This is a genomic window from Streptomyces sp. S063 (assembly GCF_002832675.1).
Lineage (GTDB): Bacteria > Actinomycetota > Actinomycetes > Streptomycetales > Streptomycetaceae > Streptomyces > Streptomyces sindenensis.
In genome coordinates, this window is the sequence record NZ_CP021707.1 from 3818040 (window position 1) to 3835401 (window position 17362).

At 71.2% G+C, this 17362-nt stretch carries 9 protein-coding genes, 1 tRNA gene and 1 pseudogene; 6 read left to right on the top strand and 5 right to left on the bottom strand.

Annotation, left to right across the window (positions count from 1 at the left end; all coding sequences use genetic code 11):
* Nucleotides 1–450: 450 nt before the first annotated feature.
* On the top strand, nucleotides 451–1203 hold the full coding sequence (locus CCZ36_RS17515) for a bifunctional DNA primase/polymerase (RefSeq protein WP_128818070.1): 753 nt from the start codon (nucleotides 451–453) through the stop codon (nucleotides 1201–1203).
* 407 nt (nucleotides 1204–1610) lie between these two features.
* Complete coding sequence (locus tag CCZ36_RS17520; protein ID WP_079149442.1) at nucleotides 1611–2060, top strand: hypothetical protein; 450 nt, start codon at nucleotides 1611–1613, stop codon at nucleotides 2058–2060.
* Nucleotides 2061–2273: 213 nt separating this feature from the next.
* Here the strand turns inward: CCZ36_RS17520 and CCZ36_RS17525 are convergent, their stop codons facing one another.
* From CCZ36_RS17525 to CCZ36_RS17535, 3 genes are all read right to left on the bottom strand, one after another.
* On the bottom strand, nucleotides 2274–3239 hold the full coding sequence (locus CCZ36_RS17525) for a DUF5926 family protein (protein ID WP_030707304.1): 966 nt from the start codon (nucleotides 3237–3239) through the stop codon (nucleotides 2274–2276).
* A gap of 104 nt (nucleotides 3240–3343) precedes the next feature.
* Entirely contained in the window at nucleotides 3344–3856 is a 513-nt protein-coding gene (locus CCZ36_RS17530) for an ATP-binding protein (protein ID WP_069735645.1), read from the bottom strand.
* Nucleotides 3857–4126: 270 nt separating this feature from the next.
* Complete coding sequence (locus CCZ36_RS17535; RefSeq protein WP_128819565.1) at nucleotides 4127–4963, bottom strand: glycerophosphodiester phosphodiesterase; 837 nt, start codon at nucleotides 4961–4963, stop codon at nucleotides 4127–4129.
* 201 nt (nucleotides 4964–5164) lie between these two features.
* Here CCZ36_RS17535 and CCZ36_RS17540 point away from each other — a divergent pair, with 201 nt between their 5' ends.
* Both CCZ36_RS17540 and CCZ36_RS17545 read left to right on the top strand, forming a co-directional pair.
* The gene (locus CCZ36_RS17540) at nucleotides 5165–6868 is read left to right on the top strand and encodes a S1C family serine protease (protein ID WP_128818071.1); all 1704 of its coding nucleotides are present in this window, start codon (nucleotides 5165–5167) and stop codon (nucleotides 6866–6868) included.
* Between the two features lie 85 nt (nucleotides 6869–6953).
* Nucleotides 6954–7040 (top strand) — tRNA-Ser (locus CCZ36_RS17545).
* Nucleotides 7041–7203: 163 nt separating this feature from the next.
* Here the strand turns inward: CCZ36_RS17545 and CCZ36_RS17550 are convergent.
* Nucleotides 7204–7959 carry a GntR family transcriptional regulator gene (locus tag CCZ36_RS17550; protein WP_128818072.1) on the bottom strand — a complete coding sequence of 252 codons (756 nt, stop codon included), beginning with the start codon at nucleotides 7957–7959 and terminating at the stop codon, nucleotides 7204–7206.
* A 78-nt stretch (nucleotides 7960–8037) separates the two neighbouring features.
* Between CCZ36_RS17550 and CCZ36_RS35770 the strand changes: the two are divergent.
* A pseudogene (locus CCZ36_RS35770) lies at nucleotides 8038–8259 on the top strand (hypothetical protein); the annotation flags it as partial.
* A gap of 416 nt (nucleotides 8260–8675) precedes the next feature.
* Nucleotides 8676–9566 carry a hypothetical protein gene (locus tag CCZ36_RS17560; RefSeq protein ID WP_128818073.1) on the top strand — a complete coding sequence of 297 codons (891 nt, stop codon included), beginning with the start codon at nucleotides 8676–8678 and terminating at the stop codon, nucleotides 9564–9566.
* Between the two features lie 253 nt (nucleotides 9567–9819).
* Here the strand turns inward: CCZ36_RS17560 and CCZ36_RS17565 are convergent, their stop codons facing one another.
* A complete protein-coding gene (locus tag CCZ36_RS17565; protein ID WP_128818074.1) occupies nucleotides 9820–17055 on the bottom strand; it encodes a LamG domain-containing protein in 7236 nt (2411 codons plus the stop codon).
* Nucleotides 17056–17362: the final 307 nt, after the last annotated feature.

Sequence of the window (17362 nt, forward strand, 5' to 3'; positions counted from 1 at the left end):
CCCGGGCATGCTGGGTACGTAAACGGTGATGCGCGGGTGCGGTTGTGATCGCCCGGGAACCCGGCAGCGGGTTCGGGCGTCCTCACCCGTGAACGTGACGCCCCCGCCCCGGACGGTGGGGTTCGCACCAGGGACGGCAGGCGAGGCGCAGGCCACCCTCGCCCGGCGACCGCCGGCCCGGCTCGACCCGCTCGGTTCGACCCGCACGACTCCGCCGGAGCAGCACGACTCCGCTCGACTCTGCTCAGTTCGGCTCGGCTCTGTTCCACCCCAGATCGGTTCTATTCGGATCGGTTCCACTCGGCTCGGCTCGGCTCACGCTCGGTATCGACGGCACGCCCGTACCGCAGAACTGATGAGCACGTACGCACAGCGAAGAGATACGCACGTGGTGTCACACACGCGTGGTGTCATGTGGACTCGGCGTTCAACGGAAAGGAACGAGCGCTCATGCGCGAGATCCTCGGAAGGCGACGCAGGCTCCGGCTCCGGCGCAAGGAGGCGACCGCCCGGCTCGACGCGGCCCTGACCTGCGCCACCGTATGGCAATGGCCCGTGCTTCCCGGAGTGGGGACGGCGCAGGCTGCCGCCCCGTACGGCGAGAGCACCGGCCTCGGCTGCGCCTGCCCCGAACCCGACTGCGCCGTACCGGGCGCACACCCCTTCGACCCCGGCCTGCTGGCGGCCACCACGGACGAGCGCATGGTGCGCTGGTGGTGGACCAACCGCCCGACCGCCCCCGTGCTGCTGGCGACCGGCGGCCGCGCGCCCTGCGCGGTCAGCCTGCCCGCCGTGGCCGGCGCCCGAGCGCTGAGCGCCCTCGACGCGCTGGGCATGCGGCTCGGCCCCGTCGTGGCGACGCCCACCCGGTGGTCGCTCCTGGTGGCCCCGTACACCCTGGAACGGCTCGGCGAACTGCTGTACGCGAAGGACTGGGTGCCCAGCTCGCTCCGGTTCCACGGCGAGGGCGGTTATCTCGTCCTGCCACCCTCCCGGACCGGCGCGGGCCAGGTCCGCTGGGAGCGGCCCCCGGCACCGCACGGAACCTCCGCCTCCACGGCCACCCCGGTGTCGCGAGGGCGGGCGGAGGGCGGCGCTCCGGCGGCCGGGGCCCCTTGGCTCCCGGATGTCGAAGCGGTCCTGGACGCCCTGGTCGAGGCGAGCACCGGTGCGCCGGGCGGGGGCAGCCGGCTCGCCCACTGACCTCCTGGGGCTTTGGGAGGGGGCAGCCCGGCGTCCGGCTCACTCGAACGGGTGTGAGCCGGACAGGATCCGAGGTAATCGGGTGCCGGGCGCCCCGGCGGCACGCGTTCCGTCGATATCGTCGGTCTGTCGCCAGTCCGTCGTCAGTAATTCCGCGCAGGTGCCAGGTGGGGCCCACCATGAATCTCCGCATGATCGGTCTCACAGCGGCCGTGGGGTGCGGAAGTCTTGTTCCGCTCGTTGCTTCCGCGCACCCCGCCGTTGCTCCGAATGCCGTATCGGCTGACCCGGTCGCCGGAAAATCATCTGGCGGTCCGCCAGAAAGTCTTAGGGCAAAGGTTTCTGATCGGCTCTCCGGAGATGATTCCGCCTCCCTTTCTTCGGCATTGCCGAAATCGCCATCGGGAATGAACACGGAAGCCGGTTCCCTGCCGGAGTTTGATCGTCCGGGCGCGGCGGCGGCGTTGGAGGGGGCGGGCGCGGCGGCGTTCGGCCGGTCGGGCGCGGCGGCGGCCCGATGCGGGCCCGAGGTCGTCGCACCGGAGGGTGTCGAAGCGCAGACCTGTGTCATGGCCCGGGGGAACACGGTGTGGGCGCGCGTCTACTACCGGAACGCGACCGGTCAGGAACTCCGTTCCGTGCTCACGCTGATGGGCCCGGGCGGGCGGACCGTGGAGCTGCACTGCGCGCCGACCGCGCACGACGAGCCGGGCACCTGCGAGACGCCGGGCGTCCCCACCTCGGGTGCGCCAGGATCCGCCACGGCGATCGCGGAGTTCGTGGGCGCGGGGCCGGTGGAGGAGGCGCCGCTGCTGCTGCGCGCCGGATCGGAACGGGCCCCGGCCGCCGGGGGTTGAGGGCCGCGCCGGGGGTGTCACAGGGTGGGCCGCAGCCGGAAACGAGGACGCCCGGTCGCTGGCGACGGGGGATGCACCAGCGACCGGGCTTCTAGAACCGTAACAAGAGATCTGCTGTTCGCAAATTCGATCTCGCCTGTAGGGACGCGTATTTACTTACGAGTACGGTGAGTTGTGACGCGGGTCACCCTCTGTGTCGCCTCGTCGTCACCGTCAGCTGAGCGTGACCTGACGGTTGGTGAGACCGCCCCGGGCGCGGCGTTCCTCGGCGGTGAGCGGGGCGTCGGACGCGAGCGCCGTGGCCAGTCGCTCGGCGAATTCGACGGCGGGCTTCTCGCACGCCTCGGCCCCCATCGAGCTCGGCAGGTCCCAGACGGGCACCACCAGCCCGTGCGCCCGGAACGACCCGACCAGCCGGGTGTCGTCGCCGAGCGAGGAGGTGCCCGCGGCGTGCAGCCGGGCGAGCGCGTCGAGGAGCTGCTCCTCGGGGTGCGGCATGACCCAGCGCAGGTGGTTCTTCTCCGGGGTCTCGCACCAGTACGCGGCGTCGACGCCGGAGAGCAGCGTCGTCGGGATGGCGGCGGCGTTCGCGCGCTCCAGCGACGCGGACACCTCGGCGGTGGCGTTCTCCGCGTCCGGCACCCAGAACTCGAAACCCGAGTGCACCTCCGGCTCGAAGGCGGCGTCCGGGGCGAGGAGGTCCTGGAGGCGAGGACCGTCGGCCGGTACGCGGCGGGCGGCGACCGGGGAGCCGGGCTCGGCCTCCAGGGCGCGCTGGAGGGTGTCCGCGAGGTCGCGGCTGAGGTCACCGGAGGAGGTGTCGTTCTGCAGGGCGAGCAGGACGGAACCGTCGTCGCGGCGCAGCGCCGGCCAGGCCATCGGCAGGACCGTCGCGAGCTTCACCGACGGAACCCCTTCGGGCAGCCCGTCCTTGAGGGTCAGTTCGACTGTGGCGGCGGGCACCAGCTCGCGCAGCGCGACCCAGTCGCACTCGCCCGCCAGTCCCTCGAAGGGGCGATGCACGAGCTCGGTCACGGCCTGGGCGGCGGCGCGTCCGTGACACGCCTTGTAGCGGCGGCCCGATCCGCACGGGCAGGGCTCACGGGCCCCGACGACCGGAATCTCACCGTCCTTGAGCTGCTGCTTCCCGGCCTTGGACTGAGGGCGCTTCTTGGCCATGGTGGGCATTCTCCCGATTGCGACAGTGCGGACTCGGCGCGAGCCTAGCCGCCCGGGGAGCCGTGTCCCGCCCCCGTACGCGATCGGACCCTGGGGGCTCGCTCTCAGCCCACGTCGTCGAGGACGTCGGAGAAGTCCAGGCCCTCGAACCCGGTGAGCCCGCCGACCCCGTTCGCGGAGACACCGTCCGTACCGCGGCCGTTCCTGACGGCGCCGTTCGCCGCGGAGCCGTTGGTGGCGGAGCCGCTGCCCGAGATGCCGGGCGGCTTCTTCGAGGAGACCAGGGCCCAGACGGTGACCTCGCCGGGGGCGTCGTCCCGTACGCCCCACTCCTGGGCCAGGGCGCTGATGATGTTGAGGCCCCGGCCGCCGCGTGCCGTCACCGAAGGGGTGGCCGGAACCGGTCGGGTCGGGCCGCCGCCGTCCGTGACCTCCACGGTGAGCCCTCCGCCGGTGTCCACCCGCCAGGCGGCGCGGATGTCCCCGTCGCCGACGTCGGCGTGCCGACCGAGCGGCCTGCCGTGCCGGCAGGCGTTGCTGAGAAGTTCGGAAAGGATCAGAACAGCGTCGTCGACGACCGCGTCCGACACCCCGTTGCCGCGCAACTGCTCACGCATCCGGTGTCGTGCCTGCCCCACGCCGGCAGGGCCATGAGGAATGGCCATGCTCGACGACGCGGGCACCTCTTGTGCCACCACCAACGCCACCCCCGAGACCTCCTTTGCCCCACGCCAGGGTTGGATGCCCCACTGGGCTGGACCGGAAACCGGCCAATGCGCTACGGGTGACGCACTCGTGACGATCGAACGCGCAGCGAATGCGCCGGAGCACACCCCGTAACGGTCGACGCCGGGGCGCGGACTGTCACCTTCCGCGCCGATTGCCGTCTACATGCGACCCAGTTGGGACAGCACCTGCTTGGGGCGATTGGTGATGATCGCCTCGACGCCGAGTTCGGCACACAGCTCGACATCGGCGGGTTCGTTCACGGTCCACACGTGTACCCGGTGCCCCGCGCGGTGCAGCCGTTCGATGTATCCGGGGTGGCTGCGCACGATCCGCATGCCGGGCCCCGCGATCCGGGCCCCGGCGGGCAGCCGTCCGTCACGCATGCGGGGGGAGACGAACTGCATCAGGTAGACCGTGGGCAGGGTGGGGGCGGCTGCCTGGACGCGGTGGAGGGAGCGGGCGGAGAAGCTCATGATGCGGAGGGGCGAGGGCCCACCGGCGGGCGGCTCGGCCAGCCCGAAGCGCTTCAGCAGCTGCAGCAGCCGCTCCTCGACCTGTCCGGCCCAGCGGGTGGGGTGCTTCGTCTCGATGGCCAGCTGCAGATCCCGCTCGGTGGCCCGCACCTCGGTGAAGAGCTCCAGGAGCCGCTCCAGGGTGAGTACGGAGGTGAGCTCGCCCGGCACCGGATCCCAGTCGGGCGACTCCTCCCGGTCCTTCCAGGAGCCGAAGTCGAGAGCGGCGAGGTCGGCGAGCTCCAGGGCGGACACGGCGCCGCGCCCGTTGGACGTGCGGTTCACCCGCCGGTCGTGGACACAGACGAGATGGCCGTCGGCGGTGAGCCGGACATCGCATTCCAAGGCGTCGGCACCGTCCTCGATCGCCTTGCGGTAGGCGGCGAGGGTGTGCTCGGGGGCGTCGTCGGAGGCCCCGCGGTGGGCGATGACCTGGATGGAGGTGTGCGCGCTGCGCTGCCGTGCGTGGGTCACCCGCGCCATGGTGTCACCGCTGCGGGGGCGGCTGAGCACATGTCACCCTGGAGGTCTGTTTTGTCGGATGTAAAGATTGGTGTGCGGATGCACAGGTCCTGCTTACAGTGGCCCGACGTGTTGTGGGAAAAGCTGACCGCAGACACGTGCACAGCGGATTTCTTGCCGAATGCCGACTGGATGCCGAGTGGAACCGAGGAGTAAAGAGCTGTGAGCACCGAGAACGAGGGCAACGAGGACCGCGCGGTACCGGCCGTGCCGTCCGTTCCGTCCGCACCTCCCGTGCCGGCCGACGCTCCCGAACCGGCCACCGGCGACGCGACGGAGGGCGCTGAGGGCGGTGACGGCGCGTCTGCCGAGTCCGGGGCGGGGGGCACGGTCCCCACCGCTCCGGCGCACGCGGAGGCGCCGCGTCACAACCCCACGCACCAGGGCGCTCCGGCGCACCAGGGATCCTCGGGCGCGCCCGCGTACGGCCGGGGCGCCGCACACCCGACCTCGAACCATCCGCCTCAGCCGTCGCAGCCGCCGCAGCCCTCCCCGTACGGAGTGGCCCCCGGCGGCGGCCACGGCGCGGGCCCCGGATACGGAGCGGAGCCCGACCTCCCCGCGGGCGCCGCTTCCTGGCCGCCGCCCCCGCCCGCCGTCCCGTCCTACGCCGGCGATGCCGGTCACGCGCCTGGCTACGCGTCCGGTCACGCGTCCGGAGGTATCGGCAACGGCGGTGACCACAGCCCGGTCTGGGGCGCCCCTGTCCCGCCCGGCACCCATCCCGCGGGCGGCAAGAACGGCAAGGGCAGGGCCGGCGGGCTGGTGGCGGCGGTAGCCGTGGCGGCGCTCGTCGCGGGCGGTATCGGCGGAGCCCTCGGCTACTGGGCGGCCGACCGCAACGACAACGGCTCGTCAGGCAGCTCGACCACGGTGTCGGCCTCGGACACCCCGAGGGACCTGAAGCGCCCGGCGGGCACGGTGGCCGGGGTCGCGGCGAAGGCGCTCCCCAGCGTGGTCACGATCGACGCACAGGGCGGCGAGGGCGAGGGCGGCACGGGCACCGGCTTCGTGTACGACAAGGAAGGCCACATCCTCACCAACAACCACGTGGTGGCTTCCGCCGCGGAGTCCGGCGAACTGTCGGCGACGTTCTCCGACGGCAAGAAGTACGCCGCCGAGGTGGTCGGCCGCGCGCAGGGCTACGACGTGGCCGTGCTGAAGCTGAAGAACCCGCCGCAGGGCCTGACGCCCCTCCCCCTGGGCAACTCGGAGAGCGTGGCGGTGGGCGACTCGACGATCGCGATCGGCGCGCCCTTCGGCCTCTCGAACACGGTCACCACGGGCATCATCAGCGCGAAGAACCGCCCGGTGGCGTCGGGGGACGGCCAGAGCAACAAGAACTCGTACATGAGCGCGCTCCAGACCGACGCCTCGATCAACCCGGGCAACTCCGGCGGCCCGCTGTTGGACGCGACGGGCGCGGTCATCGGCATCAACTCGGCGATCCAGTCGACCGGCGGCGGCCTCGGCCAGTCGCAGGCCGGCTCCATCGGTCTCGGCTTCGCGATCCCGATCAACCAGGCCAAGAACGTCGCCGAGCAGCTGATCAAGACCGGGAAGCCGGTCTACCCGGTGATCGGCGCGACGGTGACGATGGAGGAGAAGACCGGCGGCGCCGCGATCTCCGCCGAGGGCGCGGGCGGCACCCCCGCCGTCACCCCGAACGGCCCGGCGGCCAAGGCGGGCCTGAAGGCGGGCGACGTGATCACGAAGTTCAACGACACCGTGATCGACAGCGGCCCGACCCTGATCGGCGAGATCTGGACCCGCAAGCCGGGCGAGAAGGTGACCCTGACGTACGAGCGCGACGGCAAGGAGGCCACGGCCGAAGTCACCCTGGGCCAGCGCGAGGGCGACAGCTGACCGGTTAGGCTGTCCCACGCGTCGAACCGGCCCTCGCGGGCCTGACGGCCCATCGGCTTGCACAGCGACCGGGCGGCCGACGCGGGGTGGGTTGCCCGAGCGGCCTAAGGGAACGGTCTTGAAAACCGTCGTGGCAGCGATGTCACCGTGGGTTCAAATCCCACACCCACCGCAGGCGAGAGGCCCCCGACCAGTACGTATGGTCGGGGGCCTCTGCCATGCCTGCTCCCTGCCGGGAACCGCTGTTCCCCCTGGTTTCCCGCTCTGTCGGGCACGGAAGGGGCACGCGGGGGGCACGGCTGGGCCATGGCTTTGGAGCTGCCGGGGACAGCTCGTCAGCGGTTGATCGGGATCTCGTAGACGATCTCGCAGTGCGCTGCGGGCACCACGATGTCCGCTGTCTCCACGGGACGGCCCTCGTCGCTGTAGTACGTCCGTCGGATGTGCGTCACGAGTGCGGCTTTCTGGATGCCGAGTAGCGATGCTTCCTCGGCGGTCGCGTGCCGGGGTTCGGGCTGTTCCACCGCGTGGCTGATGGTGACTCCGATCGCGGCCATCCGGTTCACGACCCCGGCCCCCGCGTGAGGCCCTCCCTCGGGAAGAACGACGAGGGTTCCGCCGGTGACGGCGTACGGCTCCCAACTCGTCGACAGCTGAACCGGCTTCCCGTCCGCAAGGAACTCGTACGTCGTCCGCACGCACGGCTCGCCTTCGGCGATCCCGAGCCGCGTCGCGATCTCCGCCGGGGCCGGCACCTTGGCGTCGGTCCGGCTCTCCCAGTCGCTCTGTAGGCGAAGGGCGTTCATGTCCTGGCGGAACGGGGATCCGCTGGGCTGCTCACGTGCCGACGACCGGACGACTCTCACGCGCTCCCGGGGCTCGGCGACGTAGGTGCCCGATCCGGCCCGGCCTTCCAGCACGCCTTGGGAGATCAGCAACTCCTGTGCCCTGCGCACCACGTTCTCACCCACGCCGCACTCCTGGCCGATCTGGGCGCGGGATGGGAGGCGGTCGCCCGGTTCCCAGACGTGCTCCGCGATGCGTTGCCGGAGTTCGTCGGCGATGCGGAGGTACGGCGGTTGCTCAGACATATGGAAAATCTAGTCCACTAGCTCTAATCAAGTTAACTAACTTCACTGAAAGTAATCACTGGCAACGGAGGGTGCGCTGTGTCCGCTTCGCAAGTGACCGCGGCGGCTATCGCCGCCCGCTTGTCCGCCGCTGGCCTCCGCCCGCGTGTGGAGGAGGACGCCCAGTTCACGACGGTCGAGGCAGAGGTACCGGACACGCTCTCCGCCGACTCATGGCGGGAGATCCTGGACGCGGTGGCCGATGCCGATCGGTTTGGGCTCGTGGCCACCAGCTTGAACGGCCGCACCTTCGGCCCGGTACGCGGGATCCGCCACCGGGTCACCCGAAGGTGCGCGTCGTTGCGGCACAGTTCTCACGAAGGCTGTCCCGCCCCGGGACTACGCGGACGGGGCGGGACAGGGTGCCGAGTTCTGGGCAGGGCGACCCGCCCCCCTCGGCGGGTTACCCGATGCAGATGAGGCCGGCGTTCGCGATGCAGGGGCGAGGGCGGGGGCCACCCGGCGAGACTGCCACGCCGCGCGGTGCGGGCAGGCCGGTACCCCGGCCTGACTCCTCCCGGGGGCGGGCCGGTGCCCCGGCCCGCCCAGCGGCCCAACTGCAATGACAAGCCGTCCAGGTTCACTCTCACCGGGCTGCCTTGAACGGCGGAAGAGCACAATGCGCTGTGGAACAATCACGCTCTGTCATGTGTTTGTGTAAGCGTGAAGGATGTCCCATGCGCATCTTGAAGAGGATGAGGTCGGCCGTCACGGCGATGGCGGTCGTGACCGGCACGCTGGCGGGGATGGTCACCGGTGCCCCTGCCTCGCACGCGGTGACGGTGGCGGACGGTACACCGCCGGCGTCGGGTCCCTTCCGCGGCATGGTGATGGCGAAGAAGACCGCCTCGGTGGGTGACGACCAGGCGGTGACAGTCAGCTGCCCCCCGGGGCAGGTCCCCATCTCCGGTGGCGCCTATGCGACGGTCGGCCAGCCGCTGTACTCCAACATGGTGGCCCTCGTCGAGAGCATGCCCGCCCAGAACACCCAGGGGGCGTACGGCTGGACCGCTTCGGCCCGCAGCGGGCCGAAGCCGCTGACCGTGACGGTCCACGCGGTGTGCGTCTACGCCCCGGCCGGCTACGAGGTGGCCGAGCAGTACCATTTCACCATCGACCGCAACGCCCCGCTTGTCACCACCTGCCCCGCTGGCAAGGTTGCTTTCGGCGGCGGCGGAACGGTCTACGGCGGGACCCGGAACCTGAACCAGTCGTACCCCGGCCCGGCCGGGAGCGCCAATCCCAACCAGTGGATCGTCTCCGGCTACGACGTCCATGCGGAGCAGTTGCGGGTCGACGGCTACGCGATCTGCGCCGATCCCATCGCCGGTCTGACGACGACCCGCTACACCCACACGACCTCCGACGACGTCGCCGGAGGCGTCTTGCAGTGCGCCACCGACAAGAAGGTCGTCGGCGGCGGAGCGGCTGTCACCGGGTACGACGACACACTGGTGACCAGCAGGCCCCTGACCGCTGCGGAGAGCGGCGGCCGTGACGGCTGGCAGGTCCAGGCGACCGGTAACAACACGCCGCACGGCGTCGACCTGTACGTCACCTGCTACTGACCGCAGACCGAGCACGGCCGGGGTCCGGCAGCACTTCGCTGCCGGACCCCGGCCGTTTCGCGACGACCTGCTCGCTTGGCCCGATCCGACTTCGTCGGGAGCGCCAGTGCAACACGCCTATCAGCGGCAACTACAACCTGCGAAGCGCTGATTGTTGGTCAGGCGGCGCCCTGGTGGGGCTTGTTGACGAACGTGACGTCACCCCCGGCGGGATCGCTGGTGAAGCAGGCGCGGGCACGCGGGTCCCGCCCGGTCAGGCGATGGTGAGGTCGTACGGGCCGGCGAGTGGGGTGTAGCCGTCGTTGGCCAGCAGCCAGAGCTGGTAACGGCCGGCGCCGAGTCCCTCGGAGTCGGGGATGCCGACGGCACCACGGGCGTCCGGGGTGTACTGCCAGTGCAGGGAGCCGGAGTTGATGGCGGCGCCCGCGGGGAAGATGCCGACCCAGTTCTTTGGCATGACCAGTTCCGGCGGGACGGTGTAGCCGACGCTCACCTGGGTGCCCCGGGGGGAGCTGGCGGGCACGGTGAGTGCGGCGCGCGCGGGCGCGGGCTGCGCGGGCGTGGTCGGGGTGGCGGGTGGTGCGGTCGGGATGGTGGTGGGGGCGGGCAGGACCAGTGGGTCGGTGGTGTCGGGGAGCTGGTGGTAGGCGGCGAGGCGGTCGATGATCGTGGCGGTGTGCGGGACGAGGGTGGGGAAGTGAGCCTTGAGGGCGGTCGTGGCTGCTGAGGTCAGGTCGGCGAGGGAGCCGGTGGCGCCGGTCAGGTAGGGCTGGAGCTTGGTGAACAGCTGGTGGTCGCTGGCGAGGCCGAGCGCGCCGAGTGCCTGGGCGTAGCCGGTGGCGCCGCCGGACGTGGTGTCCAGGACGCGGCTGACGTAGGTGACGCGGTGCAGGACGCGCCAGCATGGGGGCTTGCGGTCGCCCTGCCGGGCGCGGGCCAGTTCGCGGGCGTGCGCGCTGGTGCCGGTCTCCAGCCATTCGGGGTCGACGACCTTGCCGTAGAAGTCCTCGAAGTTGTCGCTGGAGGTGTCGAGGTAGAAGGTCATGAACCGGTAGGCGTCGACCCGGCCGGGCACCAGCACGGGCCGGTTCTTCGCGTCGTAGACCGGGTTGCCGGCGTCCTGCTTCTGCAGGTTGCTGCCGGGCTTGGCGGTGACTTCGAGGCTGAAGGTGCGGGTGGCGTCTTTGCTCTTGCGTCGGGTGGAGCTGTACCCGGCGCCGAGGGTGATCTCGTATCCTCCGCTGACGCCGATGCCCTTGAACTCCATGGAGCCATCCACGCTGAGGGTGGCGCTGCTGGAGACGCTGTACTCGCCGGTGGTGGTCTGCGTGACTTGGTCGGTGGTGTTGGTGACTTCGGAGAACAGGCCGCCGGCGGCGGTCCACACGTAGGTGTTGGCGATGTTGCGTTTGGCCGCCGACCTGCTGGCTGTGCGGGCCTCGGCGGTGTTCCCGCCTCCTGTGGTGTTCAGGCCGGTGGTGCCGGTGCCGCCCATCATGCCCTTGAGTACCCTGTCGGCGGCCGCGGCGATCGGATCGGGCGTCATCGGGTTGGCGCTGATGGAGTCGTAAAAGCCCTGGAGCTGCCGCTCCTCGCGCTGGATGCGTCGCTTGAGGGCGTACGCCTCGCGGGGCCGGTAGTAACTGAACGCGTCGCCGCCCCCGGCCTTCGGAAAGTCGGGGTCGGGGAAGGGATTCAGGGCGCCGGTGGCCGGGTCGGCGAAGTAGCCGACCAGGCCGTCGAGGGTGCCCTGCTTGGTGTACTGCGGGTTGATCGGAAACGGGATGATGTTCCAGTCGGTGGGGATGTCGGGATTGGGGACCATCCGGTAGGCGACCAGGGCGCCGTTGTGCGTCAGGCGCAGCGCGTACTGGTCGGCGGTGTCGGACTGGACGAACGCGAAGCCGGTGTTGGCGGGCACCCACCGTCGGCCGACGGTCGGATTGACCTGCTTCTTGGCGTCGTCCGGCTCCCAGTACCCGGACAGGGTCACCTCGCTGGTGCGGGTGGTGGTGGCGCCCTGGACGACCTGGACTTCGTCGTTCCAGCCGCCGCTGGACTTGAACTCGGCGCTGACGCCAACGTTCAGCGACATGGAACTGGCGGGCGTTGCGACGCCGGCGCCGAGGGGGGCCGCGACGAGGTAGGTGTCGTCGCTGAACGTCGCCTTGATGAATGCCTTCGCAGAGGCGTCGAAGCTGGTCTTGTTGTCGGAGGCGAGGGTGTTGGTGACGGCGTTGGCCTGGACGAACTTGACCGACGAGGCGTCCTTGAAGTCGTCTCCAGCGCCCTTGACCAGGTTCTCCGAGGGGACGGGAGGCGCGCCTTCGAGGTAGCCGACCAGCTGCGGGGCGAACTGGGCCTGGCCGACCCAGGTGGTGGCGAGGTCGCCCACCTTGTAACCGGTGGTCAGCGTCCAGGCGCCGTCCCGGATCGCGGAGTAGGCGCGCTTCATCACGCCGAAGCGCAGCCCCTCGCTGTCGGTCTGCAGGTCGGCGTACTCGCCGGCCTGCGGGGTGGCGCTGATCAGGCTCTGGAAGACGGTTCGGGCACCGGTCAGCGCGGAGCGGACCTGGGCGCTGTCGTCGCTGATCGGGGCGTGCGAGATCGCCACGCCGGGAGCGGAGTTGGACGGGTACAGGTGGCAGCCGGCCGGTCCGGCGTCGGTGACGGTCGCGCCGGGCTTCGCGGAATCCGGGTCGATCGGATAGTAGGCGAGCAGGTCCTGCTGTTCGCCGCGCAGGCGGGTGAACATGTTGTCGAGGATCTGCTCCTGGGTACGGCAGGTGCGCCAGATCCGCAGCTCGTCCAGGCCGCCGCCCAGCAGGTTGGTCCAGCTGCCGTCGTCGCGCTGCATCGCGCCGACGGTGACCTGCGGCTTGCCGAGCAGTCGGAGCACGCCGTTCGGGGGGGCAGGATCGGAAGCGGAGGGCACGCCGTTGTGGTAGAGGGTGATGCGGTTGCCCGCGGGGTCGGGGGTGCGGACCCGGTTGGCGCCGCGGACCTGCGCAGGATAGGCGCCGCAGGCGTCGGCGGTGACGGCGCCGGAGCGCTCGGGGAAGCGCCACCAGGCGACCAGCCCCTTGGTGTCGGCGGCGATCGGTACGCCGATCTGCTCCTCGGGGCGGGCGATGTTCCAGATTCGTACCTGTGCCAGGGTGCCGCGCAGGCCGTAGGCGCTGCTGCGGACCCGGAAGCGGCCGATCTCGCAGTTGGCGTCGTTGCCGACCGGCTTGGCGCCCTTGTATGTGAACGGGTTGCTGCCGACGAGTTTGCCGTCGATGTAGAAGCGGATCCCGGTGGCGCCGAGCACGGTGTCGCCGGGGCGGCGGGTGACGGCGACCTTGGTGAACGCGCCGAGGGGGACGGCGGTCCCCGACTTGTACGTCTGCTGGGAGCCGGAGAGGCCGTCGCCGCCCTCGAAGGTGAATGCCAACTGACCGTCGGAGTCGATGAAGAACGCGTACGGCACCGCGTCGCCCGTCCCGGTCCCCAGCGCGCCCTTGGCGACCAGGCCCTGGGGGGTACCGAACGAGTTGACCTTGATGAACGCTTCGATGGTCAGCTCGTCGGTTAGATCGAGGCCCTCGGGCCCGCCGGCGTCCAGGTATCCGGTGCCGTCCAGGGCCAGCGCCCAGTCCTGGTGGAACGTCGCCGCCACGTGCGACCAGTCCGCGAGCGGGAACGCCGCCCGGCTGGCCACGACCTGGGAGCCCACCCCGGCCACCACGCGGAAGCTCCACGGCGCGGAAAGATCAGTGCTCCACCACTTCTGCCCGGTCGGTGTTCCGTCGTGTCCGTGTCCCGACCGGTCAGTGATGTCGCTGTCGGTGAACGTCCAGTAGGCCGCCAGGTCCCTCTCGCGTCCGGTGATACGCCGCTTGGCCATCACCTTGATCTCGTCCGCACTGCGGGCCTTCCCCCAGACCCGGATCTCGTCGAACTTGCCCGTCCCGGAGCACACAACGGCCCTGCCTGCGCCCTGGTAGGGCGTTGCGGCGTTGTCTTGGGCGACCTGCACGCCGTCGCGGTACAGCGTGCGGCGGCGGGTGGCGGCCTCGTACACCGCCGACCAGGAGTGCCAGCCGTTGTCGTCGGTACCGCCGATCAGCAGGTCCGATCCCCATCCGAAGTACGCCCGGTTGTCGGGGCGGATGCCCATCACCAGGGCGGGCGACCCATCAGAGTTGTGCCGAAGCGGTACGGATTCTTCGCCCGGGTCTCGGTGCACCCAGGCTTCGATGGTGAAGTCCCTCCCCGCAAGAGCGAGCCGGCTGCCGACGTCGAACCCTCCGTTGGAGGACCAGACCGCGCTCTTCTCCGTGGCTTCCTCAATCGCCAGCGAGTACGGGAGCTGCCCGGCGTTGGCGTGCCAGATGCGGCTGTGGTCGTTGACGGAGACGGGGCTGATCCACGCCTCCACCGACACGTCCCCTTCCGGCGAGACCTTTGGCCACTGGGCCTGCGGCAGCGTCAGGTGCTGGTCGTTGCTGCCGAAGGTCAGCGCCCGGCCAGGGGCGTCGCCGCGCCAGCGCGGCAGCAGCGGCTGAGCGCCGTCGCTGGCGCTCCCGTCGGCGACCTTCTCGTCGGGGGCGACCCCGGCGGTGGTGACGCCCACGATCCGCGAGCCCGCGGACAGCGAGGCGCCCGGCACGCTGCAGGTCGCCCGGCCGTAGTCGTACAGCGCCCCGTACACGTCGGTGCCGCTGGTGTCGCCGAGTCCGCCCGCGGTCAGCGTGATCCTCTTGCCGCCGGCCGTGACCGTGGCCTTCACCGTCCGCAGCCGCCCGCCGACCGTGACGGCCGTACCCTCCGGCAGGTTGCGCACCAGCGGCTCGGCGAGCTCCACTGCGGTGTCCTGGGCGGTGGCGACCTTGCCCAGGAGCGCGCCCTGGACCCGGCGCCCGCCGAGCACCCGGGCGAAGTCCGCGGCCGCGCGCGGCACGTCGGGGAAGCGCTCGGTGCCCGCCGCCGCCGACACCACCTCGACCGTACACAAGGAGGCCGAGGTGCTGGGCGAGACGGTGAGCGAGAAGTCTCCCGTCCTGGCGCCGGGGTCGCGCGACACCAAGCTGAGGGCCCCGGAGCCTGCGGTCAGCCGGCGGGTGGCCCGGGAGACGGTGGTGGGGTAGTAGACGGAGAAGAACTGCCCGTCGACGCCTGCGTAGTAGAGCACCACGTCGCCGTTGGCGCTGTCCAGCAGGGACGGCGCACGGTTCGTCCAGGCGAAGGTCAGCAGCGCCCCGTAGGCGCTCAGTCCGGCCCGGTCGACGGCGATCCTCGGCATCGGGAGCACCACGTCCGCGCCGCCGCGCATGCCTCCCGACAGCCTCGCCAGGTCTGCCTCGGCCGCCGTCACCTCCGCCCGGTCCTGGCCCAGGCGAGCCTGCGCCAGGACCATCTCCGGCAGCGTCCGGACCAGCCGGTCGCGCTCGGCCCGGCGAAAGCCCATGTTCCAGATCGAGGTGAGGTAGTTCAGGAAGGCCGGCAGGTCGTCGGCGAGCTTCCAGTCCGCCCCCAGCTGGGCGCGGGCGGCGGTGACCTTGGCCTCGGCGGCGGCCAGCAGGTCGAGGTCCTTGGTCGGCTCCGGCACACCGATCGGATCCAGCACCACCTCCCTGGGCAGGGCGGCCAGCCGCCCGCCGCGGCCGAGCGCGAGGTCGAGCGTGCACAGGTGGTTGCGGCCGGCGGCGCTGTTCTGCGGGGGCGGCCCGGAGGTGGCGCAGGCGAGCAGCACCCGGGCCTGACGTTTCTCGGTGGCGACGGTGCCGTAGCCGGAGGACTGCTGCTCCTGCTGGTAGTAGAGGGTGGCGGTCAGGCCGCCGACCACTTCGCGGTCCTTGATGGCGAACAGGTCACGGGACAGGCCGGGCCCGTCGCCGACGGGGGCCTCGGAGGTCGTCCAGGCGGCGCCGTTGACGGCGGCGTCGCGGCGGCGGTCGACCAGGTTGGCGGCGACCAGGCCCGCCCCCTCGTCCAGGCGCAGGTAGGTGACCAGGCCGGGCTCGGTGCCCAGCAGGCGGCGGCCTCTGTCGACGAGGTCGGCGGCGGTGCGGGCCCGGTTCCAGATCCGCACCTCGTCGATGTCGCCGACGAGTCCGGTGGCGGGGTCCCAGGTACCCTGCCGACCCAGAAGCTGTGCGGACGCGGGGACCGGGGCGGTGGGAACGGTGGTGCGGGCGGTCTCGACGCCGTCGACGTACAGCACCGCCTCCGTGCCGTTGGCGACCAGCGCAAGGTGCGCGAACGCGCCCGGGGTGAGGACGAGGCGGCTGGTCAGCTGCCAGCCCTGGGAGGCGCCCGCGGCGTAGGGCTGGTACTGGCCGTTGATGCCGAAGCGGAAGCCGGTGGGGGCGCTCTCGTCGAGGGAGGCCAGCACCGTGCCGCCCGGCGCGGTGGGCCTCACCCATGCCTCGAAGGTGGCCCCTCCGCTCGGCGCGGGCAGGGCGTCGACGGCGATGCGCACCTCGGGGCAGACGTTCGGGTAGAACTGCAGCGCGGTGCCGGCCCGGTCGGTGGTGGCGGGGACGGGGACCAGCGGGCGGCCTGTGTTGGGGTCGGTGCCGGGCTCGCGTTCCAGCACCGACCTGCGGAACTTCGGGTCGGGGCTGGTCCACAGCTGGGTGCCGGCGACATCGAACAAGCCGTCGGCACCGCGCTCGCAGTTGAACGACTCGATCCGCTTCTCCGCCGCGTTGTTGACGAACAGCTGCCAGCGCGAGACGCCCTCGACCTCGGTCGGCAACAGCAGCACCGCGAAACCGCCGCCGGTCAGCCGGGGCAGGAACGACAGCTTGGCGGTGGGCTCGTAGAACTGCTTGCCGTCCATGTCACGGGTTCCGAGCGTGTCGGTGCCGCCCGCCGCCGGCGTGTACTTGCTGCGCGAACGCTGATAGCGGGCCTCCACCACCGGCTTCAGCTTCGAGCCGACCAGCACGAACCGGTCGCACAGCAGCGAGGCGTCCGCGGCCGCCACCTTCGCCCCGCCCGCCAGCGCGTAGTCGCTCCGAGCGGCGTCGCCCGACAGCGCGTTCCCGGTGGTGCGGTACACCGCGTCACCGTGCCCGGCGGCGATCGACTGCCGGAACACCAACAGGTACCGACCGTCGGAGACCACCTGGATCGGCGCCGCCTCGGTCAGCCGCGCCGTCGTGGACAGGAACGGGTCCCTCTCCGCCCCGAACAGCTCCTGCGGCCGCACCTCGGCCGACCCGCCAGCTTTCACCACCGGCATCCCGTAAACGACGGGCACGTCCGTGAACGAGTCGACGAACTCGGACGGGAACGGCAGCAGCGCCGGCTCCGCGTTCCAGTACGCCGCGTCCAGCTCACCCTTCGCAGCCGACGCCTGCTCCAGGTCGAGCACGCTGTAGTAGATCCGGCGCCTGTCGTCCATGGCGAACGCCACAGTCGTCCCGTTGTGCCGCACCATCGCCGTCGACACGTACGTCCGGTCCCGGTACGACCTCACCAGTGCCTTGTCCCGCAACGTCCCCACCCCCACATACGGCGGTCCGGCACGACGCCGGGACCGGTCTTCCGTCAAACAGCACGTACACGCCCCGCGCGGGGCACTTGAACCCGCGGCACCCGACCCCACACGGCGCCGCGACAGCGCTGATCATCAGACCCGTCCGGCTCCCCCCAGTGAGGCCGGCCCAAGACGACTGCCCGAGACTCCGCGCAGCCCGGCCGTAACAACCGGCCACTTCGCGCATCCTATGCAGCAACTGCCCACGCAGATAAGGAGTTTCAGCTTTTCAACTGCTGCCGGGCATCAGACCGAGACTGCTCCT

Excerpts from the sequence above, each read along its gene's own strand:
- CCZ36_RS17530 (WP_069735645.1), bottom strand. The coding sequence starts at position 3,856 with ATGCGTGAGCAGTTGCGCGGCAACGGGGTGTCGGACGCGGTCGTCGAC.
- CCZ36_RS17515 (WP_128818070.1), top strand. The coding sequence starts at position 451 with ATGCGCGAGATCCTCGGAAGGCGACGCAGGCTCCGGCTCCGGCGCAAG.
- CCZ36_RS17525 (WP_030707304.1), bottom strand. The coding sequence starts at position 3,239 with ATGGCCAAGAAGCGCCCTCAGTCCAAGGCCGGGAAGCAGCAGCTCAAG.
- CCZ36_RS17560 (WP_128818073.1), top strand. The coding sequence starts at position 8,676 with ATGCGCATCTTGAAGAGGATGAGGTCGGCCGTCACGGCGATGGCGGTC.
- CCZ36_RS17535 (WP_128819565.1), bottom strand. The coding sequence starts at position 4,963 with ATGGCGCGGGTGACCCACGCACGGCAGCGCAGCGCGCACACCTCCATC.
- CCZ36_RS17550 (WP_128818072.1), bottom strand. The coding sequence starts at position 7,959 with ATGTCTGAGCAACCGCCGTACCTCCGCATCGCCGACGAACTCCGGCAA.
- CCZ36_RS17520 (WP_079149442.1), top strand. The coding sequence starts at position 1,611 with ATGAACACGGAAGCCGGTTCCCTGCCGGAGTTTGATCGTCCGGGCGCG.